This window comes from Thiofilum flexile DSM 14609 (genome assembly GCF_000380185.1).
Lineage (GTDB): Bacteria > Pseudomonadota > Gammaproteobacteria > Thiotrichales > Thiotrichaceae > Thiofilum > Thiofilum flexile.
In genome coordinates this window covers 230,655-256,922 of sequence record NZ_KB904746.1, presented here as the reverse complement: position 1 = coordinate 256,922, position 26,268 = coordinate 230,655, and the positions used below count along the sequence as shown (strand labels likewise).

The window sequence follows — 26,268 nt, the reverse complement described above, 5'->3', positions numbered from 1 at the left end:
GATGATCAAGACGGTGTACTGACTAAAGATGAAACGGCTATTGGTTCTAATCCATTAAATCCAGATACGGATGGTGATGGTGTGCCGGATGGTACAGAAGTTGGCGCTAATCCAGCCGCACCACTTGATACTGATAAAGATGGTACACCAGACGTCTTAGATACTGATGATGATAATGACGGTATCCTCACTAAAAATGAGAACTACAATGGTGGTACCCCCGTAGATGATGATAGTGATAAGGATGGTATACCAGACTACTTAGATCCTGATGATGACAATGATAAGATATTGACTATCAATGAATCACCAGATGCGAATGGTGATGGCAATCCTTCAGATGCTCTAGATAGTGATGGTGATGGTATACCAGACTACTTGGATGCCGTAGCAGACTCTGTAGCTCTTAAAGTCAAAGTGATGCTGCAAGGTGCCTATAGTAGTGCCGACAGTATGATGGCGGATACATTAAGGACATTGTCCTTGGTGCCAAGCAACCAACCATATGGCAACCTGTCTTATCGCCACAGTGGTACTGAAGTAGCAGCACCTTCTGTATTGGCGGTATCTGGCAATGATGCAGTAGTGGATTGGGTACTCGTTGAGTTACGTGACTTCACACAACCTAAAACTGTGATTAAAACGATTGCAGGTTTAGTACAACGTGATGGTGATGTGGTCGATGCTGCTACTGGTTCCGATGTATTACGTATGAGTGGTGTACCTAGTGCAGGCTACTATGTCGCAGTACGTCATCGTAACCACATGGGTATCATGACTAATACCGGTATTGGCTTATCAGTAACACCAACGCTGGTAGACTTCACTGATCCTGCAATGATTACGTATGGTGCTAATGCGCGTATCACCTCAGGTAGTACAGCTCTAATGTGGGCGGGTAATGCCAATGATCACGCTAATAGTGCCTACGCTATCATTGCACAAGGTCCTGATAATGATACCAGTAGCATCTTAGGTAATGTGCTGTTAGCAGCAGGTAATACTACGGTGAGTACGAACTATCGCCTAAATGGTTATCGGTTAGGTGATCTGACTATGGATGGTATTACCATCTTCGCAGGTCCAAGTAACGATGTTAACTTACTCTTAGGTAACGTTCTGATGCACCCAGGTAACTCTACCTTCAGTGCTAACTATGTCATTAACGAGCAATTGCCGAAGTAATGACGAAAGGGGGGGGCAGCTAAGGAGCTGCCCTCCCTTCTTTGAGTTTGAATGGCTAAGAAAAAAGCGGTAATTAATAATGAAAAAAATAAATGGCCACGCTGTAATAAGAGGTTTTGTTTTGCTAATGCTGACCCAAGTCAGCAGTATGGCATTTGCGGGGACTACTACTGAGGGTGTGGAGTATACTATCCGTTGGGACAGTACAGCTCAGTTATATCGTGTTATTATGCGTCCTACTACGATTCCTAGTCGGAACTTGACTTTGTCTTCACAAGTTACTATTAGAGCGCCACATTCTTCGAGTACAACCGAACGTTTTGCTCCTGCGAATGTAACCTCTACGGTATCGGGCATTTTCTGGTCGAATAGCTCTACGGTGCGTGCGCCAAGCGAAGCGACAGATATTGATTATCTATCTTTCACTGCCACGATTACCAACCCACAAGCTTTTTCTTGGGTAGCAGGTCAAGAGTTAGAAGTATTTAATTTCAAAAACTCCGGCGCTTGTTTGGGCGCGGTTGAGTTAATGAATAATAATACCGATCCTTTCAATGCACCCAATGGTGGTAACTCAGTAGGGACGAATCCGGGTAACCAATTTGCCAATATTGGTTGGTTAGCCGATCCTGAAGTCATTGATAATAGTTATTTGGGGAATTATGGTACGGCCGCCATTTGTGATAATGGTAATACCAATCCCAATAAAACCCCCAGTGCTATGGATGATAGTTTAACGGTTAAACCGGGTGAGCCAGGTACTATTAGTGTATTGGTGAATGACACTGATCCTGATGGAGATACTTTGACTATTTCACAGTTTACTCAAGGTGCTTCAGGGACAGTCACTCAAAATGGCAATAATTTAATTTATACGCCAGGTTCTACATCAGCTACATCGGATTCTTTCACTTATACTATTTCAGATGGTAAGGGTGGAAGTGCGACCGCTACTGTTTATGTAACCATTGATAATTCTGTAGGTTCTTGCCCTACCGCACCGACGACGGTCGCTGCTAACTCGTTGTATTATCGAGTTGATTATGATGAGTCAGCCAGCCGGTATCGGGTGTATATGTATCCGGGCAGTACGCCTACTCCGAATAATTTAAGTCTCACTGGTCAGGTTACTTTAAAAGTACCTCATGCTGCTCAAGCAGTTGATCAATTTGCTATTAGTGATCTACAGTCTGCGATAGCTAATGTGGAATGGGTCGTAGGTTCTACAATAAGAAGCCCTACCGAAGTACCGACTAGTGATTATTTTTCTTTGACCTTTAATACGACTGATAACCAGTCTTTCCCTTGGCAAGCGAATAAGCCTATAGAGGTCTTTAGCTTTAAGAATTCAGGTAGCTGTGAGGTGGGTGCGATCCAGCTCATGGAGAATGATGACTTATTTAATCAATTACCCAATTCCGCAAATACAGGACCTGGTAACCAGTTTACCAATCTAGGTTGGGGAACCTATAGCGATAATAACTATGCGGGTAATTATGGTTGTCCTATTGTTAAACCTTCTGTGTGTGTACCTACTTCCGATCCCGATACGGATGGTGACGGCCTAAAAGATTCTGAGGAGAAAAAGTTAGGCACTAATCCTAATAATCCCGATAGTGATGGTGATGGTATTAATGATAAGGATGAGGTCGGACCAGATCTGAATAATCCTATTGATAGTGATGGTGATGGCATTATCAATGCCTTAGATGATGATGATGATAATGACACCATCCTAACGAAAAATGAGAATTATAATGGTGGCTCGCCGATTTCTAATGATACCGATGGTGATGGTAAGCCTGACTACTTAGACACGGACGATGATAATGATGGCGTATTGACCAAGAACGAAAATTATAATGGCGGCACACCCGAAAATGATGACACCGATGGTGATGGTAAGCCTGACTACTTAGACACGGACGATGATAATGATGGCGTATTGACCAAGAACGAAAATTATAATGGCGGCACACCCGAAAATGATGACACCGATGGTGATGGTAAGCCTGACTACTTAGACACGGACGATGATAATGATGGCGTGTTGACTAAGTACGAAAACTATAATGGTGGCACACCCGAAAATGATGACACCGATGGTGATGGTAAGCCTGATTACCTAGATACCGACGATGATGGTGATAGCAAGCTTACTAATCAGGAGTCCCCTGATCTTAATGGCGATGGTAGTCCAACAGATGCCTTGGATAGTGATAAAGATGGTGTTCCTGATTATCTAGATGCTACAGATGATAGTAATCTTGATACTGATAAAGATGGCTTAACCGATAAGGAAGAGGCTCTAATAGGAACCGATCCTAATAATCCAGACAGTGATGGCGATGGTATTGGGGATAAGGCAGAGGTAGGTCCTAATCTAAATACACCTACTGATACCGATGGTGATGGTAATATCGATGCGCTAGATCCTGATGACGACAATGACGGCATCTTGACTAAGAATGAAAATTATAATGGTGGTACACCTGCCGATGATGATACGGATGGTGATGGTAAACCTGACTACTTAGATACGGATGATGATGGTGATGGCCTAGCCACTACTTCAGAAAATCCTGATCCTAATGGCGATGGTAATCCAAGTGATGCCAAAGATAAGGATGGTGATGGTATACCGGATTATCTGGATCCTAAAGACGATACGCCAGACGATACCGATAGTGATAAGGACGGCTTAACCGATAAGGAAGAGGCTCTAATAGGAACCGACCCTAATAATCCAGACAGTGATGGTGATGGTATTGGGGATAAGGCAGAAGTAGGCCCCAATCCAGGTGCCCCTATTGATACGGATGGTGATGGCAAAATCAATGCACTGGATAATGATGATGATAATGACAGCGTCTTAACTAAGTACGAAAATTATAATAAGGGTACTCCAGAGGATGATGATACCGATGGTGATGGCATACCTGACTACTTAGATCCAGACGATGATAATGATGGTACGCCTACTAAACAGGAGTCTCCTGATCCTAATGGCGATGGTAGTCCAACAGATGCCTTGGATAGTGATAAAAATGGTATTCCTGATTATCTACAAGGAACCATTCAACCCGATGGCACCTTAAAACCCGTACCTACTTTATCGCAATGGGGTCAAATTTTACTGTCGCTGATTTTAGGTGGCTTAGCGTTAGTGCGTCTGAGATCAAAAAATTAGTTTGACTGATAAAATATTGATCATAAAAGAAAAACGACAAGTGCCATTATGGTGCTTGTCGTTTAAATACCACTTGCAATCCAAGAACGCTAAATTTAGCCTACTCTGCTAGAGCATTCAGCCTTTGCTGTTGGCAAAACTCGTTAGGACACTGCTGTCTACTGGGTTGCTTCAGGTACATACAGTCGGTTTGTGACCGTAGTAGTTGAAATGCAGTGGTGTATCGCATTAGATTGAGGATTCAGAATGAATAAAATGAAATGGGTTGTAGGTTGTTTAGTATTAATGTTTTGTTCTGTAGTAAATGCAGCGGGGCAAGTAGCAGCCGATTTTTCCTTTCAAGATCTAGATGGTAAACCGCATCGTTTATCTGATTATCGTGGCAAATGGGTGATTGTAAATTATTGGTCTAAGGACTGTAGTCCTTGTATACAAGAAATTCCGGTACTAAAGGGTGTTGCACAGCGTTATCGCAATACAGCCGTGGTATTAGGATTAGATGTAGGTGAAACGCCCATAGCGCAAATGAAACAGTTTGTGCGTCAACGGGGTATTAACTATCTGGTTGCACCGACACAAGATAGCACCATGTTTGCATTAGGATTAATCTATGGCGTTCCCACCACTTATATTATTTCGCCTAAGGGGGAAATTGTGGATACTCATATGGGCGCAATCACCGCACAGCAGTTACAACGCTATCTGAGTAATAGGTAATTCATTACCTTAAGTCTTAACTCAGCTAGTCCCGCTAGCTGAGTCTCATTCATGCTCCAAGCTCTTATTTTAATACCAAGGTCTGACCGGGTTTAATTGTATAATCAGGCCCTTGTAGATTGTTAAGACGAATAATATCCTTCCAGTAAACCCCAGTATTACGCATCACTTGGAATACGGTATCGCCGCGCTGTACGGTATAACCGCTGCCACCTGCAGAACTAGACGAGGTTGTGTTGCCTTTTAGCGGGCTAATGCTGTAGTCGCTATAGCTGCCAGAGCTAGAGGATGCACTGCCAGTGCTATAGTCATAAGCATAACTCGGCGTGGTGCTAGATTGCGGCTGAGCCTTAGGTTTGGTGTAGTTGTAGTAATCGTCACTAGAGGCCGTACTACCATAAGAGTAGTAGCTATCATTCGTATTGCTAGCCGTAGTAGCCGGTAAGGTGCTGCTGTAATTAGTACTCGCAGAGGTCGTAGTAGAACTAGTGCTGTTGTAGTCACCTACCCCACTGTAATCATAAGTAGCAGTAGATCCGGTATAGGTATCAGCGGTGGGTTGCGGAGCGGGAGTATAGTTGTAACTAGGCTGAGGTGCTGGAGGCGTATAACGCGGTGCTGGCGTATAACGTGGTGCCGGTGTTGGCGTATAGCGTGGTGCTGGAGGCGGTGCTGGCGTATAACGTGGTGCAGGAGCTGGCGTATAACGCGGTGCTGGAGCAGGTGTATAACGTGGTGCTGGAGCAGGTGTGTAACGCGGTACGGGTGCCGGCGCATAGCGTGGTGCAGGAGTAGGCGTTGGGTAATATTGAACGACAGGTGCAGGACGATAAACAGGTTGAACAACTGTCGCATTAGTACGAGTCACCGCCGTTGGAGCACTAGTACGCACGGGAGCCACATGAGTATGAATAATACCACTAGGCGGTAATAGATGAGTATGTACCTTACCACTATGTGAGTGGGTGACAGGTGTTTTATCACTCTGAGCTGCTGCAGCGGTATAGCTATAGACTTTAGGTGGAGGTGCATTGGAAGTCACCAAATAGCTATCATTTTGAGGGGCACATGCCGCGCTCACTATACCCGCTAGTGACACTGTAATTGTTGCTTTGAGTTGTCTGTTCATGGATGATACCTGTAATAATAAAATCAAGGAATAGGGAGTGGCGACTACAGCAAGAAGTGATTGATACTTTAACAGCCCGTTAGATACAAATGACCCGCTAACTAAGCAGTAGCTAGGTTGCAAAATCGGTAAAAACACCAACAGCCTTATCCGACTTCTAATCAAATTCCCAATCTATTAAGCGCCCATCAAACTTAATTCGCCTTTGAGCCATGATAATGTCTGCTCTAGGTTTTGGAATCAAGCATTCCCTAGGTGGATTTATTCAGCTAACACTGATTTAGCCACAATGACTAAAAACTATACCATCTACCAATTTAGCTGAAGTTGGCCTGAATTAAGCTGCTATACATAGGCCAGTAAAATGGCAAAAAGTTCGATTTTTATAGCTTTCTTAAGAAGTTGTAGAGGATGATGTACTCGTATCACGAATTAAGGGTACAAACTGCACGGGTTCATAAATATGAGTTTCATAGTCTTGCTCGGTATGGCGGGTAATCACCTGCAATGCTTGGGCGGAACCTTGCTGGCCTACAGGAATAATTAAGCGTCCTTTTTCGGCTAATTGTTCCAATAAGGCCGCTGGCACCTGTTCGGGAGCCGCCGTCACTACAATAGCATCAAAAGGCGCTTCTTTAGCTAAGCCCCAACTGCCATCACTGAGTACTGCCCGAATATTACGATAGCCTAATTCGCGTAGCAGTTGTTTAGTACTCATGTATAAAGGTTGAATACGCTCTACTGTATGTAACTCTTTCACAAAGGGGGCTAATACGGCCGCTTGATAACCAGAGCCTGTCCCTACTTCTAAAACTTTATTCAATGGCAACTCAGTTTTTAGAGCCAGCTCAGTCATCCGCGCCACAATATAAGGTTGAGAAATCGTCTGACCATAACCAATCGGGAGCGCGTTATTTTCATAGGCTCGAATAGAGAGGGCTTCATCTACAAACAAATGACGCGGTACTTTACTAATCATATGTAAGACCGCCTCATCCTCGATACCCTTGTTTCGTAATAGTTGTACCAAACGGTTGCGGGTACGCTGTGAAGTCATACCACTGCCTTTTATATCAAGGTTACGATTATACATGCCCTCTCCTAGAGCCTATTAAGTGTTTAGCCATTGTTCTGTACCCACTAAGGCACGATGGCGGGTGAGATCACTGTGCAAGGGCGTAATCGAAATATAACCATTGCGTACTGCATAAAAGTCAGTGCCTTCACCGGCGTCTTGTTCTTTACCCGGAGGGCCAATCCAATAAATATCGCGTCCACGGGGGTCTTGTAAATGGATCACAGGCTCTGCGCGATGGCGTTGACCCAGACGCGTAACTTGAAATCCCTTAATTTGTGCCCATGGTAAATCGGGTACATTCACATTCAGAATCATACAGTCCTCTGGATAGTCGGGTATTTTGGGCAGTAATGCCAATACAGCTTGAACCGCTGTTTCAAAATATTTAGGCTGATGATGTGCCATAGAAACGGCAATCGAGGGATACCCCAAATAACGCCCCTCCATCGCAGCCGCTACGGTGCCAGAATATAAGACATCATCGCCTAGATTGGCTCCGGCATTAATACCAGAAATCACAATATCTGGTGGATCTGTATATAATCCGGTTAAAGCCAAATGAACACAATCAGTAGGTGTACCGTTTAAACTGTAAAAATCCACACTTTGACGGGTTAAACGCAGGGGATTTTCCAGTGTGAGAGAATTACTAGCACCACTACGATCTCGATCAGGTGCCACGGTGATGACATGATGAGTCTCCATTAAGGCCTTACGTAATAAGTTAATGCCGGGTGCTAAAAAACCATCATCATTACTAAGTAGAATATTCATAGGTACTAAGCGTTTTATTAATGTTTATATAGGCCCATAGGCCACTAATCAGTCGGGAGCCACGTAGATGTTTAGTCTAAAACCCAAACCTCAGCCCGACAGTGCTGATGATATAGCCCTTTTTCGTGAGTGGGTGAAAGATGTCACACCCTTACAAGCTACTAATCAAGTGGTTCATTATACAAAAAAACCGCGCCCAATACCGATGAAAAGCATTGAGGATGAAAAACAAGTATTGATTGATATGTTTTCTGATGAGTATGACCCTAGTGATATGCAGCCCGGTGATGTATTGAGCTATTGCCGAGGTGGGATTCAGCAGCGCGTATTTTTAAAACTCAAGCGCGGTGGCTATCGGGTAGCGAGTGAAATCGATCTACACGGCTTTAATGTAGAGCAAGCCCGACAGTACTTATACTTTTTCTTACAAACCGCACACCCACGCCAAGGTGAATGTGTACGCATTATTCATGGCAAAGGCAATCGCTCCACCAATCAAGGCCCGGTATTAAAAATCAAAATCAGCCGGTGGTTACATCAACATGATCGCGTACTGGCCTATCACTCAGCACGTCCGGTAGATGGGGGAACGGGAGCGGTGTATGTGTTGTTAAAGGCTAAGTGAGACACGAGCAGAGGCACAGGGAGAGATTGCATCCCTGCTGCCAAGCCTGACATAGAAATACCCGATTACTGTTGCCTAGTACTTATAGCAATAACTGCTTTAATGGTTTACTAATTCTAAAGTTAACCTGCTCTAAATCAGCTACTATCTCTAACATAGGCTTATTGAGTAGTACATTTTTGCGTTTTAACGCTAATAAAACACCTACCAATCCGGTGATAGTGATCCCTAAGTCTTGAGCCATTTTACGCCCCGCGAGGTCATCAATTAGCAAGGGTAATTTGAGTTGATCAGCCAATAAAATAGCTTCTGATTCACCTGGGTCAATTTGCAATAGTAAAATAGCTAGGCGTGCATCCGGTTTTAAAGGTTCTATCCGAACATAACCTGATTGTAATTTATTAAACCAAATCGAGTTTTCACTCTCTCCACGCGTAATCTCATCAGCGACTTGTTGAAGAATAATAATTTGCTCAAATAAATATTCGAGCAAAGGGAACTGATCGATATTAAGCAGAGCTATTAAGGGTGAGCTATCAGCGATAATAATACGGCTCATTACGACTGCTCACTTAGTAGAAAGTCGGCTTCTTGTAATGCTTCCTGCTCACTATAATCAATAGTGGGTAGATTCATCTGAGTCAGTACTTGGCGCAGTGTGTTTTTATTCATTTCCACGAGTTCGGCAAATTTACCAAGTGAAATATCGCCTCTACGCCATGCTTGTAGAGCGGTCGCTTTGGTGAGTCCTATTGTTAAGTTTGCATCGGAGAGAGGGATGGCAATACCAATAGGCTTACCATGTTTGGTGATGAATACATATTCATCTTGTTCTAGGGATTGCGTCAAATAAGAAGGATTATTGCGCATTTCACGAATACTAATAGTGTGCATGATTTTTACTACGTTTTGCGGGTACAATAGAGTATAGCAGCGTGTAAACTTTGAGAAAAATTAATTGTAAGGTAGGTAAAATTAGGTGATCTGTATGTTTGATTGTCATTAAGTCTAATCTAGTGGCAGCCACTGCCCATCTGTTATAATCCCTCACCTTTATCCTATTGCAGTCAGGCATGCTAATCACAATAATCGCCTGATCGTATAACTAACATCATCCCGCTCAACGGAGAAATTCATGTCTCATACCGACTCAACCTCTGGTGCATTGACAAGCTTGTCAATTAAGGCGCTACATCAGGGGATTACTTCGGGGCAGTTTTCTGTCATGGAAGTGACTCAAGCCTACTTAGAGCGTATTGAACGCTTCGAGCCAGAAATTAATGCCTATATTACGGTCACTAAAGAGTCTGCTTTAGCCAGTGCAGTGACTATTGATAATCGTATTCGGGCGGGTGAGCTGAGCAATCCGCTAGCAGGCATTCCCTATGCCTTAAAAGATTTATATTGCACTGAGGGTGTACTCACGACCTCCGGCTCGAAAATTCTGCATAATTTTATTTCTCCCTACGATGCTCATGTCACCACCCAGCTTAAAAAAGCCGGCGGCGTTTTATTGGGTAAGAATAATATGGATGAGTTCGCCATGGGGTCATCCAATGAGTCCTCAGCTTATGGTTGTGTACGCAATCCGTGGAATCCAGAGTATGTACCTGGTGGCTCATCAGGGGGCGGTGCGGCGGCGGTAGCGGCACGATTAGCACCTATGGTCTTAGGGAGTGATACCGGAGGCTCGATTCGTCAACCAGCTTCTTTTTGCGGTATTACCGGCATTAAACCGACCTACGGACGTGTCTCACGCTATGGCATGATTGCCTTTGCTTCTAGCCTTGATCAATGCGGCCCTATGGCGGTGAGTGCAGAGGACTGCGCCCTAACCTTAAATGCGATTGCGGGCTTGGATGAGCGCGACTCGACCTGTAGCACGGAGCCTGTTCCCGATTATACGGCTACCTTAAATCAGCCTTTGACAGGTTTACGCATTGGTGTGCCTAAGCAATTTTTTGCAGAAGGTTTGAATAATGAGGTCGCAACCATTATTCAAGCGGCGATTAAAGCGTTTGAGTTACAAGGCGCTACGGTCAAAGAAATCGATTTACCCAATAGCCATTTAGCGGTTCCGGTGTATTACATTATTGCTCCAGCGGAAGCTTCTTCTAATCTATCCCGTTTTGATGGAGTGCGTTATGGCGCTCGTTGTGATAATCCGCAAGACTTAACGGATATGTATAAACGCACCCGCGCGGAAGGCTTTGGCGAGGAAGTGAAGCGCCGGATTATGATTGGTACGTATGCCTTGTCCGCAGGCTACTATGATGCCTATTACATTAAAGCTCAGCAGGTACGGCGTTTAATTAAAAATGATTTCGTCCAAGCCTTTAACGATGTGGATGTGATTATGGGGCCGTGTGCGCCTACCGCTGCGTTTAAGCTAGGTGAAAAAGTTAATGATCCCGTCGCTATGTATTTAGAGGATTTATATACCATTCCGGTGAGTCTCGCAGGCTTGCCCGGTATGAGTATTCCGGTGGGCTTTACCCAAAGCGGTTTGCCGGTAGGGATGCAATTAGTGGGTAATTATTTTGATGAAGCACGACTCCTAAACATTGCCCATCAATATCAACAATTAACTGATTGGCATACCCGTATGCCTGCACAGTTTGCATAAGGAGGGGTAGTCATGGAATGGGAAACCGTTATTGGCTTAGAGATTCATGCTCAATTAGCCACCAATAGCAAGATTTTTTCGGGTTCATCGACCGCTTACGGAGCCGAACCCAATACTCAAGCTAGCCTGCTAGATCTAGCGATGCCCGGCACCTTGCCCGTACTCAATAAAAAAGCGGTTGAGTTTGGTATTAAATTAGGTCTGGCTTTAGGAGCAGAGATTGGTAAGCACTCGGTATTTGCGCGTAAAAACTATTTCTATCCCGATTTACCCAAAGGCTATCAAATCAGCCAGTATGAATTCCCGATTGTCGGTAAAGGGCAGTTAGATATTGAGCTGGAGGATGGTACGGTTAAGCGCATTGGCATTACACGCGCTCACTTAGAGGAAGATGCAGGTAAATCGGTACATGAAGGTTTTGTTAATCAGTCGGGTATTGATTTAAATCGTGCTAGTACACCACTGCTGGAAATTGTCTCCGAGCCAGATATTCGCAGTGCTAAAGAAGCCGTCGCCTATGTGAAAAAAATGCACTCTCTAGTACGCTATTTAGGTATTTGCGATGGCAATATGCAAGAAGGCTCCTTCCGTTGTGATGTGAATGTGTCAGTACATAAACCCGGTACACCGTTCGGTACGCGGGTAGAGATTAAAAACCTCAATTCCTTCCGTTTTATTGAGCGCGCGATTCATCACGAAGTAGCCCGGCATATTGATTTAATTGAAGCGGGTAAAGGGCATTTATTAGTGCAGGAAACACGCCTGTTTGACCCTGATAAGGGTGAAACGCGTTCTATGCGTTCTAAAGAGGATGTCAACGACTACCGCTATTTCCCTGATCCTGATTTATTACCTATTCTTATCACCGATGCGGATATTGATGCGGTGCGTGCCGACTTGCCGGAATTACCGGATGCTAAAAAAGCGCGTTTTATGAGCGAGTATGGTTTGAGTGCTTATGATGCAGGACTCTTAGTACAAAGTCGTGAGGAGGGTGAGTACTTTGAAGCCGTTGCTAAAGGTTCAGGGGATGCCAAACTGACAGCTAACTGGATGAATGGTGAGGTTGCCGCGCGGCTCAATCGTGCTGAGCTAGCGTTTGAGCAGCTACCGATTAGTGCAGAGGCATTGGTAGGGTTACTAAAACGCATTCAGGACAATACGATTTCCGGCAAAATGGCTAAAGATGTATTAGAGGCTATGTGGCAAGGCGAGGGTGATGCCGATAGTGTGATTGAAGCGAAAGGTTTAAAGCAGATTACCGATAATAGCGCGATTGAAGCCATTATTGATGAAATCATTGCTGCCAATCCCGAACAAGTCGCACAGTATCGCAGCGGTAAGGACAAGGTCTTTGGCTTCTTTGTAGGACAAGCCATGAAAGCGTCAAAAGGTAAAGCGAACCCAGCGACTCTCAATGATATTCTAAAGCAAAAATTGGCGGGGTAATGTATGTCTATTTCAATTGATGAAGTTAAAAAGGTCGCTAATTTAGCCCGTTTAGCGGTATCAGAGGATAAAGTCTCTGAGTATGCCAACAGTTTATCCAATATTTTAGTATTAGCGGATCAATTAGAGGCGGTAGATACCACAGGGATTTTGCCCTTGGCTAATCCACATGATGCGCTGCAACGCCTACGTGAGGACGTGGTCACTGAAACGAATCATCGGGCTGAATACCAAAAGATTGCTCCAGAAGTAGAGGATGGCTTGTATTTAGTCCCACAGGTTATTGATTAAGATTGTAATGTTGACCTGATTATGATTAAGCCCTTTAGCTTAAAACACTAAAGGACTTAATTGTGTAAGTGCTTGAACCAAAGTAACCGAGTATTTCCTCCGCAGCCACTGTGAATACATCCCTGTACGCTACAAGGCGGCATCCTTGCCGCCAAGACTGCTTCAGAAATACTCGATTACTTTGGCATATCTACTTATTAGCTGAAACCTGATTAAGCTTTTTTCAGCATATCGTATAACGCATCTTTTAAATGTAAGCGTTTCAGTTTCAGCTCTTCCACCACTGCATCCGCATGGACTTCAATGCCTTGCTCCACTCGATGTAGTTGATGTACTACCTCATCATACTCACCAAATAATTTAGTAAAATGATTATTTTCGGTTTTCAGTTGAGAAATTTTATCTTTGAACTCTGGTAGTTCATCTGCCAAGTTATGTGATTCACCAAACATAAATTTAACTCCTACAAATAAAAAAGGTTGCATATTAAACAGGAGAGGTTACACGACCCCTGCGCCTACCTCAACTAGGGATATTATATCAGCCTTTAGGAGTTAGTTGGGATGACGAGCTTAATCTAACGTCCGTTGTAATTGAGTAATTGCGTTTCGATCACATCGCCTTCTTCATTGTGCAGCATTTTAACGGGAGCATAATTTAATGTTGGAGCTAACCAAAAAGTAGTCTGGCGCTCACTGCCACTGCGAGCAACTTGTACCTTAACAGTATTAAACTGTCCCGCAGGTACGGAGATGGTTTCGTTGCCCAGTTTTTGTATTTGATAGTTTTTGAGTCCACCTTTTTCCGTAACACGGTAGTTCAGTGGGCGATTAGCCGCTACATCATCCATCAATTTAAGCTCCATACTCGATGGATCTAAGGTGCCAGCAGGAACCGTTAATTGATAAGCACTACCATCCTTTTGTCCGGCGACAGCCGTGGGCGACGTAAACCGAAACTGATCACGCCGTTCTTTGCGTCTATTTTTATGATCATATAAATAGCTTTTGGGTAGAAGTTGTGCGCCTTTTATGGTGCCTTGGGCTTGTTCGGTTAAACGATCACCACTTAATACGGCTGCTAAACCATTGGCTTGCGTTTGGCGAGTATAGGTGTAGTTTGGCCCAGAGATATTGACTTGTGCATTCATAGTCCCTAGGGTAAGTCCCGATTTAACGACTTGATAGCTAGCTTGATACGACCTTAGCTCTGCTAGGGTAGGGGTACTGTAGATGCTTAAACTTAATAATAGTAGACCGTAGTAATAATGGGGTCTTAGCATAGTAGCATATCCTTGGTTTTTGGCCTTATGATAGTATTAGACTATCGTTGAAAGTCATAGTTCAATAGACGAGTACGAGTCGCTGAATGGGTGTATCATCAATAGATAGTACTGACAGTTAGATAACCTGAGTGCTATATAACTAGTCTAGTCTAGACTTAAGGTGCTAACACGAGCGTGTAACTCAAGATGGAGAATGAGCAGTGGGTGAAAATGAACATATTGTACATCTTTCGGATGCTTCGTTTGAGCAAGATGTATTAAAGTCTGATATTCCGGTTTTAGTGGACTATTGGGCAGAGTGGTGTGGGCCTTGTAAAGCAATTGCCCCCGTTTTAGATGAAATAGCCGTAGATTTTCAGGGACGTATGAAGGTAGCTAAACTGGATATAGACAGTAATCCTAGCACGCCTAGTCGTTATGGTGTTCGAGGTATTCCTACTTTAATGCTATTTAAAGACGGGCAGGTAGAGGCTACTAAAATGGGCGCTTTATCTAAAACGCAATTAGTCGCATTTTTGAATCAAAACTTATAATGACGATTAAAGAGGCAAGAAATACTTTTAGGTATTTCTGCCTCTGCAATAAATTGACTAGACATCGATAGATAATCGTGTTAGCGTTAGACAAATAGCCTTTTCTTGGGTTATTTTCTTCAGTTTTGTCCCAAGCTCTCTTATAGTGCCTATACCTTACAAGACTACTATTGCATAGTAAGGCTCACTGAGACTCTGATTAAATTTCTACTTCACTAAATTAAGTAGTAGCTTGAGCAGGGGACAAGTACTCCCTTAAATTTATATGCCTTCAGCGTATCTATTCCATCTATGAACTTATCTGAATTAAAAAAGACACCTACATCAGAGCTTTTTGAATTAGCTCAATCCATGGGGCTTGACAGCGTTTCCCGCGCACGTAAGCAAGATATTATCTTCGCCATTTTGAAAGCACACGCACAAAATGGAGAGGACATTTATGGCGATGGGGTATTAGAAATATTGCAGGATGGGTTTGGTTTCCTGCGCTCTCAAGATTCAAGCTATTTGGCGGGGGCAGATGATATTTACGTATCACCTAGTCAAATTCGCCGCTTTGGTTTACGCACGGGTGATACAGTTACGGGGAAAATACGTCCCCCTAAAGAGGGTGAACGTTATTTTGCCTTGCTCAAAGTAGACACCATTAATATGGAAGCTCCTGAGCATGCACGTAATAAAATCCTCTTTGAAAACCTAACCCCGTTACACCCAACGGACCGAATCCGCATGGAGCGGGGTAATGGTAGTAGTGAGGACATTACAGCACGGGTGATTGATATTGTAGCGCCCATTGGTAAAGGTCAGCGTGGTCTGATTATAGCCCCCCCCAAAGCGGGTAAGACCCTAATGCTACAAAATATCGCCCAAAGTATTACCTCTAATTACCCCGATTGTTATCTCATTGTACTCCTCATCGACGAGCGCCCTGAAGAGGTGACTGAAATGTCGCGCATGGTGCAGGGTGAAGTCGTTTCTTCCACCTTTGATGAGCCGGCAACACGTCACGTACAAGTGGCGGAAATGGTGATTGAAAAAGCTAAGCGTTTAGTCGAACATAAAATGGATGTCGTGATTCTACTAGACTCCATTACTCGTCTAGCCCGTGCCTACAATACGGTTGTACCTTCCTCAGGTAAGGTATTGACGGGCGGGGTGGATGCTAATGCTTTACACCGTCCTAAACGTTTCTTTGGTGCGGCACGTAATATTGAAGAGGGTGGAAGCCTTACCATTATTGCGACGGCCTTAATTGATACCGGCTCTAAAATGGATGATGTCATTTATGAGGAGTTTAAAGGTACGGGTAATATGGAGGTTCACTTAGATCGCCGTATTGCTGAAAAACGTGTTTTCCCTGCTATTAATATTAATCGCTCCGGTACGCGCCGTGAAGAGCTATTAACTACGCCCGATGAATTACAAAACTTATGGATTTTGCGTAAATTCTTACACAGTATGGATGAATTGGAAGCAATGGAGTTCTTATTTGAGAGACTCTCTAAGACTAAGGTCAATAGTGAGTTTTTTGATACCATGCGCCGTAATTAATAGACTAAGAGCACCTGTGAAAAAGGCGCTCCATGCGCCTTTTTTATTCTGCTAATAACTCGGTTAAATCTAATTCCGCCTCTTTAAGCAATCTATCTAATAAAGGCTGATCGATTTTTAGTGTTAATATATAATCACCTAAGCTATTAATGGTTTCGGTGATTACAGCCTCTTCTTTATATAATTGGGCGCGTAATTTAGCATAGCGAGCTTCTAAGTGAATCGTACCAGTAAAGATTTGAGTCGCAAAATAATTACCCAAGTAATCCAGTAATAAATCAATACCTAAGTTTTGCTGTGCTGAAATAAAAATTCGCACCGGATTGATCCCATCCGCAGGCTCAATTCTAGGTGTTTGATTAGCTAAATCAATTTTATTATAGATTTCAATTTGAGGGACGTGTTCCGCGCCGATTTCTTTAATGACGTGATTCACTTGCTCAATAAAAATATCGCGCTGTTCATCATGACTATCAATTACATGTAAGAGTAAATCAGCTTCAACCGTTTCTTGTAAGGTAGAGCGGAATGCGACGACTAAATCATGCGGCAGATTGCGAATAAAACCCACGGTATCAACTAAAATAATATCTTGTTGATTAGGTAAGACTAAGCTGCGTAGAGTAGGGTCTAGTGTGGCGAAGAGTTGATCCGCTGCATACACATCGGCTTTGGTTAAGGTATTGAATAAAGTCGATTTACCCGCATTGGTATAGCCAACCAATGACACAGTAGGTACCGAAGCTTTACGTCGTGATTGACGTCCTTGCTCCCGTTGATTTTGGACTTTTTCTAGGCGTTTATTAATTTGCTTAATACGCTCAGCTAATAAACGGCGATCCGTTTCGAGCTGTGTTTCACCAGGGCCTCGTAAGCCAATCCCGCCTTTTTGCCGCTCAAGATGCGTCCAACCCCGAACTAGGCGAGTAGACATGTATTTGAGCTGTGCGAGTTCGACTTGTAATTTGCCATCATGACTACGCGCACGCTGGGCAAATATGTCTAAAATCAATCCCGTGCGATCCAATACCCGACATTGCAATAAACGTTCTAAATTGCGCTCTTGAGCAGGATAGAGGGAGTGATCAAAGATAACTAAATCCGCTTGATGAAGTGTTACTAAGGCTTTTAATTCCTCAGCTTTACCTTCACCAATAAAATAACGCCGATCTGGCATAGGGCGGGAGCCGGTGAGAATAGTAATTACCTCCGCACCAGCAGACCTAGCCAGCTCAGCAAACTCCTGCGGGTCAGGAGCCTGCTGAACAGAGGATAATTTAATTTGAACTAGTATGGCATTCTCACCCACACTAGGACGTTCAAATAATTCCACTATAAATTAAGCCGTCATATTTATTATTCGGTAGCCAAATTAAGTTTGATAGGACGAGCAGGAACAATGGTTGAAATAGCGTGCTTGTAAACCAGTTGGTTTACAGTGTTACCCAAAAGCACTACAAATTGATCAAATGACTCGACGTGCCCCTGTAATTTAATTCCATTCACGAGGTAAATAGACACCGGAATCCGTTCCTTTCTCAGTGCGTTCAGGAAGGGTTCTTGTAAAGTGTGCCCTTTCGACATGCTTTTCTCCTAAAGTCTTCTTCGGGTTTGTGGTTGTTATGGTCTAATGTCAACAGGAGACATTAGCCAGTCGTTTATTGCTTCGACGGTTAAAAGCTTACCAGTTTTGAGGATGGGTAAAAACATCAGTCTATCCGACATATCCATTTATCTATCAATAAACGTCGAAACGTTATAAATAATCGATGGAAGGCTAGGTTGTTCAGGACTGTAAGTATATAAATTAGTCTCTGAGCGTAACCAAGTTATTTGACGTTTTGCAAGCTGCCGCGTGGCTACAATAGCACGATTGCGCATCGTGTTATAGTCCATTTTACCTTCAAGATGCTCCCAAATTTGACGATAACCCACTGAACGTATAGCAGGCAGGGCAGAACTTAAGTCGCCACGCCGAAAAAGCTTTTCAACCTCGATTAATAAACCGTTTTCTAACATGATGTCGAACCTTTGTGCAAGCCGTTCATGCAACCATTCACGATTTTTTGGTAAAAGTGCCAATTTAAGCAGTCGATACGGGCATTTATCCTGTTGAGTAGCCTTTTGTAACTCGGTCAAAGATTTCCCTGTAATACGATATACCTCAAGCGCTCGTTGTAAGCGTTGTGGATCATTGGGGTGAATGCGTGCGGCGGCAATCGGGTCAATCGTTCGCAATTGATTATGTAAAGCTTGCCAACCTAATTGTTCCGCCTCAGCTAAAAGTTGAGCGCGAATGTCAGGATCAGCATCGGGCAATATGGATAAACCATGCTCTAAAGCCCGAAAATACAGCATTGTACCGCCTACCAGCAGCGGAATACGTCCAGCAGCCGTAATGTCCTGCATTTCACGCAGCGCATCTTCACGAAACTGAGCAGCGGAATAGGGCTGAGAGGGATCTAAAAAATCGATCAAACGATGCGGTGCTTGGACAAGTGTGGCGGCATCCGGCTTGGCAGTTCCAATATCCATACCCTGATAAATCAGTGCGGAGTCAACGCTAATAATTTCAACGGGTAGTTGTTGGCGTAGCGCCACGGCTAAATCCGTTTTTCCTGTGCCGGTAGGCCCCATTAAAAAAATAGCTGGAGGTGAGGTGAGAGTTGTCATTGTCCACGCATAAATAATTTATCAATCTGTGCCAAACTCATTTGCGTCCAAGTAGGACGCCCGTGATTACATTGTCCACTACGTTCGGTCTGTTCCATATCACGCAGTAAGGCATTCATTTCGGGGAGAGTCAAGACACGATTAGCTCGTACCGCACCGTGACAGGCCATGGTTGCTAATAGTTCATTAATCGCCTGTTGTACTCGGACTGTATTGCCATAGGTATTGAGATCAGCTAGCACATCACACACTAAGCGCTCAATGTCGCTGTCTTTTAGTAAACTTGGTACTGCGCGGACGACTAATTTTTCCACCCCCATGACACTAATCTCAAAGCCTAATTCCTGTAGTAAGGTCGTATATTGATCAGCTAAATCAGCATCAGCTTTGCTCACATTAAAGCTTAAAGGTACAAGCAAGGGTTGGGAACGTATCGAGTCTTGCCCCATACTGTGTTTCAAGCGCTCATAGGTAATACGCTCGTGAGCAGCATGCATATCTACAATCACCAGGCCTTGAGCATTTTGCGCCAGAATGTAAATACCTTGTAATTGGGCAATGGCATAGCCTAAAGGAGGTATATCCTCTAGATTAGTCACAGCGGTAGTGGAGTTGAGCGCATCATAAGTAGCAGTAGTGGGATTGATAGTAGTCTGTTCATGGCTAAGCTCTGTTTCCGCGCTGTCCTGAAACCAATGTTGATAAGCCTGCATGGTTTCTTTTACAGGTAGGCTTAGGCGCTCTTGTCTGGAGTAAGTAGGCGTATAAGCAAAGGAGGGCGGATTAGAGCTGTGTGAGGCGCGAGGTGACGCTGAATATGACGCATAATCTGTTTTGTCATAGGAGCTATGAGCAGGGTCACTATTGTCGCTATTAATACCATAATCAGCTAAGGATTGCGGTAAAGGGACGGACTCTTGCGTGGTGTCTAGCGTGTTCCATTGCGGTTGGGTTTGATGTTGGGGGCGAATATCGGCTAAGGCTTGGCTAATCGTTTGCTGGACAAAATCATGGACTAAACGTCCCTCCCGAAAACGCACCTCTTGTTTAGTAGGGTGGGCATTCACATCTACCCATTGCGGCTCTAATTCTAGGAATAAGACATAAGCCGGATGACGCCCATGATAGAGCACATCTTGGTAAGCTTGTTTAATCGCATGATTGACATACTTATCCCGAATATAGCGCCCATTCACATACAGATATTGCAAATCGGTTTGAGAACGCGAAAAAGTGGGCAAACCTAACCAACCCCAAAGGCGTAAACGTGAACCTGCTAACTCATGATCAAAATAGAGGCTTTGCTCGGCAAAAGGTGAACCACATAACTCACTAATTCGTTTTATTGGAGGCGTTTCATCATCGCTGGCTTTAATACGCAGAATAGTTTTCTGGTTATGGGTCAGGTGAAAGCCAATATCAAAACGACTCATCGCCAGCTTTTTGACCATATCCTCAATATGACGAAATTCAGTAGCTTCGGTTTTAAGGAACTTACGGCGTGCGGGCACATTAAAAAATAAATCCACCACATCAACCGTTGTGCCTACCGCATGCGGCGCGGGTTCGGGGGCTTGTAGTATATCATGCCCATCCCCTTGGATTTGCCAGCCTTCATTCGCCTCGTTAAAGTTAGAGCGCAAGGTTAAACGCGATACGGAGGCAATACTAGGCAGAGCCTCACCGCGAAAACCGAGGCTTTGGATATGCTCTAAATCGTCCAGAGTAAAAATTTTACTGGTGGCATGGCGACTTAGTGCAAGGGCTAGTTCCTCTTTAGGAATACCGGAGCCATTATCACGTACCCGAATCCGCTTAAGGCCACCTTGTTCAATATCAATATCGATCTGAGTAGAGTGAGCATCAAGGGCATTTTCGACGAGTTCTTTAATAACAGAGGCAGGGCGCTCTACCACCTCACCTGCTGCAATTTGATTGATTAAGTGAGGAGGTAGTTGCCGTATCGTCATTTAGATCTTAGGTTTGCTATCAGGGGTTTTTTCGGGAGGTGTCACTTGCGCTTCGCTCGTGACAGCCTTGGTATCTGCCATGCTAGTCGGAGCTTTTATACTTAGCAAGTCCTTAGAGCGATCAGCATTAACACCATAACGCAATAAAATATCGGGTTGCTTACGTTTTGCCTCAGCCCGCTCAATCACGATCTGAAATCCATCATCGGCTTGTAATTTAATAAACTCATCATTACTTGCTTCCATTTGCTCATAGAATTCACGGAAGTTTTTAATGGGTTTACCATTGACTTTAGTAATCACTACATTATTAGCCTGATGGTAATCTTTATTAATATCTGCGGGTAGTACTTTGGTCATTAACACCACCTCAGAGCGATCTTTAGTGGGTGGCTCTTGAGAGAGTGCTGAAAGTCCTACGGGTACGGGGTCTAGAGCACGGAGTATATTATGATTCAAAGGCATAAACACAAAGCCGCCATAAATCACATAAGTAGGCTGAAAATCGTATTGCCGAGGTTTGACTAACAAATAGTCTTTGCCCGGACGATCTAATAGTAAAGTAATCTCTTGAGGTTTAGCGTCGCGTAAGAGCGTGAATTTAACCACTTCACCGAGCTGATGTAGATCTACATAGTGAGTATAATCAATATACTCCCCCGGACGAAATTCGACGGTGCCATTATTTTGGATAGAGTAGCCATCGACTTGGGTAATAATATCGCCCTCGCGGATTAAATTATCTTTAGCCGCCGGCGTATCAGAATACACCTTATACACTAATACACCCGTTTGCTCTGGTGTTAAGTTATATTTACGACGCATGGATGGGTTTTCCATGGACTGTACTAAAAACCCCGGAAAACCAAAGCCATTCACTTTTTTATCTTTTATATCATCTAAAAAGTGACGAATGATCGGAGTGGGGATCATATAACCAATATTTTCGGTTAAAAACCCCGATTGCATGGCTACCCCTACCACTTTGCCATTAGAGACTACGGGGCCGCCACTATTACCAAAGTTAATCGCAGCATCGACTTGAGCAGCTAAGAGGTTTTCGCCAGTATGCACGTAATCTTGTTTTTCGATGCGTGATACTACCCCACGGGTAACGCTTAAGGTATTACCCCCAATAGGAAAGCCATAGACTTCAATTGGCTGCTGCATTTTGGGTAAGTCGCCTAGCTCTAAGGGTTTAACATCCTTATAGATAGTTTTATCTTTCGGACGTAATAAAGCCAGATCAGCCTCATGCGAGATATTCACAACCTCTGCCTCATGACGCTCTGTTTCACCGTGGCGTTGAACTTCAATAAAAGTCGCATCAGCGGCAACATGGGCATTGGTAAGAATCAAGCCCCCCTCGATAATTAAACCCGAACCAGAGCCTTTTTGCGTGTCTGAGTTCCAAGGGGATAAGGTATCGTAAGCGTGTTTGACCACATAAACATGAACCACCGCATCCTTAATTAGGCGGCGCTGATCCTGTGTCGACTTATCGTCACCCCCCAATATTTCAGCACTCGTGCTGGCGTTACTTTTAGCTGAGGTGCTTGTAGGGCTTGCAGCAGCATAAAGATTGGATGTTAAAAGCCCTAGACCGAATACAGTAAGATAGCCAATATATTTTAGTTTCATTATTTAATCCTAAGATCAACTTATCGGGAGCCAGTAAAGTTTTTAATTTAAAATGAGTGACATCCCTGTGTCATTCCTAGCCCCTACATTAGCCCGAAATCACGAAAATTACCAAGTCATAGATGAAGTTATCGGTTTTTAAAGGAAAACTTGCTATTCTTCGCCCCTTAAGGTGGCTAGTGAGCCAGAACATTAACAGGATAGCATGATGACGGATTACAAACACACGCTAAATTTGCCGACAACTTCTTTTCCTATGCGTGGCGATCTCGCTAAACGCGAACCGGGGATGTTAAAAGATTGGACAGAGCGCCAGCTCTACCAGAAGTTGCGTATTTTAGCGGCTGGACGTCCCAAATTTGTTTTACACGATGGCCCCCCTTATGCCAATGGCATAATCCACATCGGTCATGCGGTTAATAAAATCCTTAAAGATATTATTGTTAAATCTAAAACCTTAGATGGCTATGATTCCCCCTATGTACCGGGCTGGGATTGCCATGGTTTGCCCATTGAGAAAAAAGTAGAAGATACGATTGGGCGAGCCGGTGTAGTGGTCGATCCCTTTACCTTTCGTAAGGCTTGCCGTGAATTTGCTAAAGAGCAAATCGATTTACAACGCAAGGACTTTATTCGCTTAGGCGTCTTAGGGGATTGGGATAATCCTTATCTGACCATGAACTTTAAGACTGAAGCCAATATTGTACGGGCATTGGGCAAGATCGTGGCTCAGGGGCATGTCTATAAAGGCTTTAAGCCGGTGCATTGGTGTACGGATTGCGGCTCGGCACTCGCTGAGGCAGAGGTGGAGTATCAGGATAAGTATTCTTACTCGATTGATGTACGCTTTGCAGTAATAGATGAGGCTGACCTCCTACAACGTGTACCGCAAGCAGCGGGGCATGGAACAGCCTCTATTGTCATCTGGACAACTACCCCGTGGACATTACCAGCGAATGAGGCGGTGGCTTTAAATAAAGACTTAGATTATGTGGTCTTAGATACGGGCACCGAGCGCTTAATCGTCGCCGAGGGTTTGTCTGAGGACGTCCTTAAACGGGCTAAATTGGAGAATGTGACCGTATTGACCACCTTCAAAGGTCAAGTGCTGGAAGGTTTAAAATTACAACATCCTTTCTATACCCGCCAAGTACCGGTGATATTAGGTGAGCATGTGACGCTCGAGGCTGGTACAGGAGCCGTACATACCGCTCCGGCGCATGGTCAAGAGGACTTTGTGGTCGGAAAGCAATACGGTTTACCCGTCAATAACCCTGTTGGTGGGGATGGTAACTTTTTGCCGTCCGTGCAGTATTTTGCAGGCGAATCTGTGCATAAAGTAGGGCCACATATCCTAGAGGTGCTTAAGGAGCATCACGCCTTATTAGCTCAAGGTAAACTCAATCATAGTTACCCCCATTGTTGGCGGCATAAAACGCCGTTGATTTTCCGTGCGACCCCGCAATGGTTTATCAGTATGGATAAAGAAGGTTTGCGTGCTAAAGCCTTAAATGCAATCCAAAAGGATGTGCAATGGGTGCCTGAATGGGGGCAAGCTCGAATTGAGGGCATGATTGCGAATCGCCCGGATTGGTGTATTTCACGTCAACGGACTTGGGGTGTGCCGATTACCTTATTCATTCACAAGGAAACCGGAGAGCTACATCCCCGGACTGAAATATTGTTTGAGGAAGTGGCACAGCGGATTGAAAGAGAGGGCATTGATGCGTGGTTTGCTTTGGATAAGGCTGAGCTATTAGATACGGATGCCGAACACTATGACAAAACCACGGATACTCTAGACGTCTGGTTTGACTCAGGAACGACGCACTACTCAGTCTTGGAGACAGACCCTGCTCTACGTTTCCCTGCGGCTATGTATTTAGAGGGTTCGGATCAGCATCGGGGGTGGTTCCACTCTTCCTTGTTAACTTCGATTGCGATGAATGAAGTAGCGCCCTATCGCGCGGTATTGACGCATGGTTTTACCGTGGATGAGAAGGGACAGAAAATGTCTAAGTCCCTCGGTAATATTATCGCGCCGCAAGAGGTGACGGATGATCTGGGCGCGGATATTTTACGCCTATGGGTCGCTAGTACGGACTATAGTGGCGAGATCAGTGTCTCTAAAGACATTCTCAAGCGCACGGCGGATGCCTATCGGCGCATGCGTAATACCTCGCGCTTTTTATTGGCTAATCTGAGTGACTTTAATCCTGAGCAGAATCTAGTGCTTGTGGAGCAGATGCTGCCCTTAGATCGGTGGGCACTCGATCAGGCTTATCAAGTCCAACAGCGCGTGATCAAGGCTTATAGTGATTACCAATTCCATCGGGTGGTGCAAGAAGTGCAAAACTTCTGTACGCATGAAATGGGTAGCTTATTCCTCGATATTACCAAAGATCGCCAGTACACCATGCAGGCGAATAGCCAAGGTCGACGCTCCGCACAAACGGCGGCTTATCATATTCTGCAGGCGATGGTGCGCTGGTTATATCCGATTTTGAGTTTTACGGCGGAGGAAATTTGGCAAGCATTACCGCAGCAAAATGCACCAGAATCGGTATTATTCACCACCTGGTATCAAGGTTTAGCGCCTTTAGATGCCAATAGCACGCTAACAGCAGCCGATTGGGAGCAGATTTTTGCCCTACGTGAAGCGGTCTCTAAGCAATTAGAAGTATTGCGGGTGGCGGGTAAAATTGGGGCTGGTTTAGCCGCTGAAGTGGCTATCTATACGGATGCTGAGGCCAATAGTGCGCTAGCGAGTCTAAATGCGAGTGATGAGTTACGCTTTGTATTTATTACTTCAGCGACTCATCTCTACCCCTATAACCAAAAGCCGAGTGATGCGGTCGAGGTAGGTAGTGGGTTAGCAATTTATGCTTATCCATCAACCTATGCTAAATGTGATCGTTGCTGGCATCAGCGGGCGGATGTAGGAACTCATGCAGCGCATCCTGAACTCTGTGGGCGTTGCATTGATAATATCGAAGGAGCAGGGGAGCTGCGTCAGTATGCATAATGTAGCCTCTAATGAGCGTTCATCCATAGGTATGCTGCACTGGCTATGGTTGGCGGCGGTGATTATCGCCGTCGATCAACTAACGAAATGGATGGCCGAATCTAATTTGCTAGAAGCACAGCCGGTGCCTGTTTTTCCGCATTTGAATATGACCTTGGCCTATAACAAAGGTGCTGCATTTGGCTTTTTAGCGAATCACGAAGGGTGGCAAGTATGGATGTTTGCCGCTCTGGCGGTGATAGTCAGTGGGGTGATTATTCGCTGGTTGCATAAATTACCTGCTGATCGTCCGTGGGTGGCGAGTGCGCTAGCCCTGATTTTAGGCGGGGCGGTGGGTAATTTTATTGATCGTATTCTGCACGGTAAGGTAGTGGATTTTATTGATGTCTATTTTGATATTCCGTTTTGGATGCAAAATTATCATTTCGCTACTTTTAACATAGCCGATATTGCCATTACGGTTGGAGCAGCGATGATGATTTTTATTGGAATCTTTGCCTCGCATCAATTGGAATAAGTTGTTCGC

Annotated in this window: 22 protein-coding genes and 1 pseudogene; 11 read left to right on the top strand and 12 right to left on the bottom strand. The window is 44.4% G+C overall.

Annotation, left to right across the window (positions count from 1 at the left end; translation table 11 throughout):
• From A3IK_RS19995 to A3IK_RS0101190, 3 genes and pseudogenes are all read left to right on the top strand, one after another.
• A pseudogene (locus A3IK_RS19995) lies at positions 1-1,185 on the top strand (cadherin domain-containing protein); the annotation flags it as partial.
• Positions 1,186-1,312: 127 nt separating this feature from the next.
• The gene (locus A3IK_RS19990; RefSeq protein WP_020558131.1) at positions 1,313-4,375 is read left to right on the top strand and encodes an IPTL-CTERM sorting domain-containing protein; all 3,063 of its coding nucleotides are present in this window, start codon (positions 1,313-1,315) and stop codon (positions 4,373-4,375) included.
• Positions 4,376-4,621: 246 nt separating this feature from the next.
• On the top strand, positions 4,622-5,092 hold the full coding sequence (locus tag A3IK_RS0101190) for a TlpA family protein disulfide reductase (protein WP_020558130.1): 471 nt from the start codon (positions 4,622-4,624) through the stop codon (positions 5,090-5,092).
• A gap of 64 nt (positions 5,093-5,156) precedes the next feature.
• On the opposite strand, the gene A3IK_RS0101185 is transcribed toward A3IK_RS0101190, so the two are convergent.
• From A3IK_RS0101185 to surE, 3 genes are all read right to left on the bottom strand, one after another.
• A complete protein-coding gene (locus A3IK_RS0101185) occupies positions 5,157-6,221 on the bottom strand; it encodes a LysM peptidoglycan-binding domain-containing protein (RefSeq protein ID WP_026220763.1) in 1,065 nt (354 codons plus the stop codon).
• Positions 6,222-6,615: 394 nt separating this feature from the next.
• Positions 6,616-7,314 carry a protein-L-isoaspartate(D-aspartate) O-methyltransferase gene (locus tag A3IK_RS0101180; RefSeq protein ID WP_020558128.1) on the bottom strand — a complete coding sequence of 233 codons (699 nt, stop codon included), beginning with the start codon at positions 7,312-7,314 and terminating at the stop codon, positions 6,616-6,618.
• 18 nt (positions 7,315-7,332) lie between these two features.
• On the bottom strand, positions 7,333-8,073 hold the full coding sequence (gene surE / locus A3IK_RS0101175) for a 5'/3'-nucleotidase SurE (protein WP_020558127.1): 741 nt from the start codon (positions 8,071-8,073) through the stop codon (positions 7,333-7,335).
• Between the two features lie 67 nt (positions 8,074-8,140).
• On the opposite strand from surE, the gene A3IK_RS0101170 reads away from it, so the two are divergent.
• Positions 8,141-8,698, top strand: a complete 558-nt coding sequence (locus A3IK_RS0101170; protein WP_020558126.1) for a Smr/MutS family protein — start codon at positions 8,141-8,143, stop codon at positions 8,696-8,698.
• Between the two features lie 82 nt (positions 8,699-8,780).
• Here A3IK_RS0101170 and A3IK_RS18155 read toward each other — a convergent pair whose 3' ends face one another.
• Both A3IK_RS18155 and A3IK_RS18150 read right to left on the bottom strand, forming a co-directional pair.
• Entirely contained in the window at positions 8,781-9,257 is a 477-nt protein-coding gene (locus A3IK_RS18155; protein ID WP_020558125.1) for a PIN domain-containing protein, read from the bottom strand.
• On the bottom strand, positions 9,257-9,592 hold the full coding sequence (locus tag A3IK_RS18150) for a UPF0175 family protein (protein ID WP_020558124.1): 336 nt from the start codon (positions 9,590-9,592) through the stop codon (positions 9,257-9,259). The genes A3IK_RS18155 and A3IK_RS18150 overlap by 1 nt, the downstream gene beginning before the upstream one ends.
• A 241-nt stretch (positions 9,593-9,833) precedes the next feature.
• Here A3IK_RS18150 and gatA point away from each other — a divergent pair, with 241 nt between their 5' ends.
• From gatA to gatC, 3 genes are read left to right on the top strand one after another with little or no spacing between them, the layout of a single operon-like run.
• Positions 9,834-11,324 carry an Asp-tRNA(Asn)/Glu-tRNA(Gln) amidotransferase subunit GatA gene (gene gatA, locus A3IK_RS0101155; RefSeq protein ID WP_020558123.1) on the top strand — a complete coding sequence of 497 codons (1,491 nt, stop codon included), beginning with the start codon at positions 9,834-9,836 and terminating at the stop codon, positions 11,322-11,324.
• Positions 11,325-11,336: 12 nt separating this feature from the next.
• Positions 11,337-12,773: an Asp-tRNA(Asn)/Glu-tRNA(Gln) amidotransferase subunit GatB gene (gene gatB, locus A3IK_RS0101150; protein ID WP_020558122.1), complete on the top strand. Its 1,437-nt coding sequence runs from the start codon at positions 11,337-11,339 to the stop codon at positions 12,771-12,773.
• Between the two features lie 3 nt (positions 12,774-12,776).
• Positions 12,777-13,064 carry an Asp-tRNA(Asn)/Glu-tRNA(Gln) amidotransferase subunit GatC gene (gene gatC, locus A3IK_RS0101145; RefSeq protein WP_020558121.1) on the top strand — a complete coding sequence of 96 codons (288 nt, stop codon included), beginning with the start codon at positions 12,777-12,779 and terminating at the stop codon, positions 13,062-13,064.
• 212 nt (positions 13,065-13,276) lie between these two features.
• Here the strand turns inward: gatC and A3IK_RS0101140 are convergent, their stop codons facing one another.
• Positions 13,277-13,516 carry an HP1242/YdcH family protein gene (locus tag A3IK_RS0101140; protein WP_020558120.1) on the bottom strand — a complete coding sequence of 80 codons (240 nt, stop codon included), beginning with the start codon at positions 13,514-13,516 and terminating at the stop codon, positions 13,277-13,279.
• A gap of 125 nt (positions 13,517-13,641) precedes the next feature.
• Complete coding sequence (locus A3IK_RS0101135) at positions 13,642-14,346, bottom strand: DUF3108 domain-containing protein (protein ID WP_020558119.1); 705 nt, start codon at positions 14,344-14,346, stop codon at positions 13,642-13,644.
• Between the two features lie 203 nt (positions 14,347-14,549).
• Between A3IK_RS0101135 and trxA the strand changes: the two genes are divergently transcribed.
• A complete protein-coding gene (trxA, locus tag A3IK_RS0101130; protein WP_020558118.1) occupies positions 14,550-14,882 on the top strand; it encodes a thioredoxin TrxA in 333 nt (110 codons plus the stop codon).
• 291 nt (positions 14,883-15,173) lie between these two features.
• Positions 15,174-16,433 carry a transcription termination factor Rho gene (rho, locus tag A3IK_RS0101125; RefSeq protein WP_020558117.1) on the top strand — a complete coding sequence of 420 codons (1,260 nt, stop codon included), beginning with the start codon at positions 15,174-15,176 and terminating at the stop codon, positions 16,431-16,433.
• 43 nt (positions 16,434-16,476) lie between these two features.
• Here the strand turns inward: rho and hflX are convergent, their stop codons facing one another.
• From hflX to A3IK_RS18145, 5 genes are all read right to left on the bottom strand, one after another.
• Positions 16,477-17,766, bottom strand: a complete 1,290-nt coding sequence (gene hflX, locus A3IK_RS0101120; RefSeq protein WP_020558116.1) for a ribosome rescue GTPase HflX — start codon at positions 17,764-17,766, stop codon at positions 16,477-16,479.
• 23 nt (positions 17,767-17,789) lie between these two features.
• On the bottom strand, positions 17,790-18,017 hold the full coding sequence (hfq, locus tag A3IK_RS0101115; protein WP_020558115.1) for an RNA chaperone Hfq: 228 nt from the start codon (positions 18,015-18,017) through the stop codon (positions 17,790-17,792).
• Between the two features lie 147 nt (positions 18,018-18,164).
• Positions 18,165-19,106 (bottom strand): tRNA (adenosine(37)-N6)-dimethylallyltransferase MiaA, encoded by a 942-nt coding sequence (gene miaA, locus A3IK_RS0101110; RefSeq protein ID WP_020558114.1) that lies wholly within the window; start codon positions 19,104-19,106, stop codon positions 18,165-18,167.
• Positions 19,103-21,076 carry a DNA mismatch repair endonuclease MutL gene (gene mutL, locus A3IK_RS0101105; protein WP_020558113.1) on the bottom strand — a complete coding sequence of 658 codons (1,974 nt, stop codon included), beginning with the start codon at positions 21,074-21,076 and terminating at the stop codon, positions 19,103-19,105. The genes miaA and mutL overlap by 4 nt, the downstream gene beginning before the upstream one ends.
• A complete protein-coding gene (locus A3IK_RS18145; RefSeq protein ID WP_020558112.1) occupies positions 21,077-22,717 on the bottom strand; it encodes a S1C family serine protease in 1,641 nt (546 codons plus the stop codon).
• A 208-nt stretch (positions 22,718-22,925) separates the two neighbouring features.
• On the opposite strand from A3IK_RS18145, the gene ileS reads away from it, so the two are divergent.
• Together ileS and lspA are read left to right on the top strand one after the other, a co-directional pair.
• Positions 22,926-25,742: an isoleucine--tRNA ligase gene (gene ileS / locus A3IK_RS0101095; protein ID WP_020558111.1), complete on the top strand. Its 2,817-nt coding sequence runs from the start codon at positions 22,926-22,928 to the stop codon at positions 25,740-25,742.
• Entirely contained in the window at positions 25,735-26,259 is a 525-nt protein-coding gene (lspA, locus tag A3IK_RS0101090; protein ID WP_020558110.1) for a signal peptidase II, read from the top strand. Before ileS ends, lspA begins: the two co-directional genes overlap by 8 nt.
• Positions 26,260-26,268 lie beyond the last annotated feature (9 nt).

Excerpts from the sequence above, each read along its gene's own strand:
- A3IK_RS0101185 (WP_026220763.1), bottom strand. The coding sequence starts at position 6,221 with ATGAACAGACAACTCAAAGCAACAATTACAGTGTCACTAGCGGGTATA.
- gatC (WP_020558121.1), top strand. The coding sequence starts at position 12,777 with ATGTCTATTTCAATTGATGAAGTTAAAAAGGTCGCTAATTTAGCCCGT.
- A3IK_RS0101140 (WP_020558120.1), bottom strand. The coding sequence starts at position 13,516 with ATGTTTGGTGAATCACATAACTTGGCAGATGAACTACCAGAGTTCAAA.
- mutL (WP_020558113.1), bottom strand. The coding sequence starts at position 21,076 with ATGACGATACGGCAACTACCTCCTCACTTAATCAATCAAATTGCAGCA.
- A3IK_RS18145 (WP_020558112.1), bottom strand. The coding sequence starts at position 22,717 with ATGAAACTAAAATATATTGGCTATCTTACTGTATTCGGTCTAGGGCTT.
- A3IK_RS19990 (WP_020558131.1), top strand. The coding sequence starts at position 1,313 with ATGCTGACCCAAGTCAGCAGTATGGCATTTGCGGGGACTACTACTGAG.
- A3IK_RS18155 (WP_020558125.1), bottom strand. The coding sequence starts at position 9,257 with ATGAGCCGTATTATTATCGCTGATAGCTCACCCTTAATAGCTCTGCTT.
- A3IK_RS0101190 (WP_020558130.1), top strand. The coding sequence starts at position 4,622 with ATGAATAAAATGAAATGGGTTGTAGGTTGTTTAGTATTAATGTTTTGT.
- A3IK_RS0101170 (WP_020558126.1), top strand. The coding sequence starts at position 8,141 with ATGTTTAGTCTAAAACCCAAACCTCAGCCCGACAGTGCTGATGATATA.
- gatA (WP_020558123.1), top strand. The coding sequence starts at position 9,834 with ATGTCTCATACCGACTCAACCTCTGGTGCATTGACAAGCTTGTCAATT.
- A3IK_RS0101135 (WP_020558119.1), bottom strand. The coding sequence starts at position 14,346 with ATGCTAAGACCCCATTATTACTACGGTCTACTATTATTAAGTTTAAGC.
- lspA (WP_020558110.1), top strand. The coding sequence starts at position 25,735 with ATGCATAATGTAGCCTCTAATGAGCGTTCATCCATAGGTATGCTGCAC.
- gatB (WP_020558122.1), top strand. The coding sequence starts at position 11,337 with ATGGAATGGGAAACCGTTATTGGCTTAGAGATTCATGCTCAATTAGCC.
- A3IK_RS18150 (WP_020558124.1), bottom strand. The coding sequence starts at position 9,592 with ATGCACACTATTAGTATTCGTGAAATGCGCAATAATCCTTCTTATTTG.
- rho (WP_020558117.1), top strand. The coding sequence starts at position 15,174 with ATGAACTTATCTGAATTAAAAAAGACACCTACATCAGAGCTTTTTGAA.
- hfq (WP_020558115.1), bottom strand. The coding sequence starts at position 18,017 with ATGTCGAAAGGGCACACTTTACAAGAACCCTTCCTGAACGCACTGAGA.
- miaA (WP_020558114.1), bottom strand. The coding sequence starts at position 19,106 with ATGACAACTCTCACCTCACCTCCAGCTATTTTTTTAATGGGGCCTACC.
- ileS (WP_020558111.1), top strand. The coding sequence starts at position 22,926 with ATGACGGATTACAAACACACGCTAAATTTGCCGACAACTTCTTTTCCT.
- surE (WP_020558127.1), bottom strand. The coding sequence starts at position 8,073 with ATGAATATTCTACTTAGTAATGATGATGGTTTTTTAGCACCCGGCATT.
- A3IK_RS0101180 (WP_020558128.1), bottom strand. The coding sequence starts at position 7,314 with ATGTATAATCGTAACCTTGATATAAAAGGCAGTGGTATGACTTCACAG.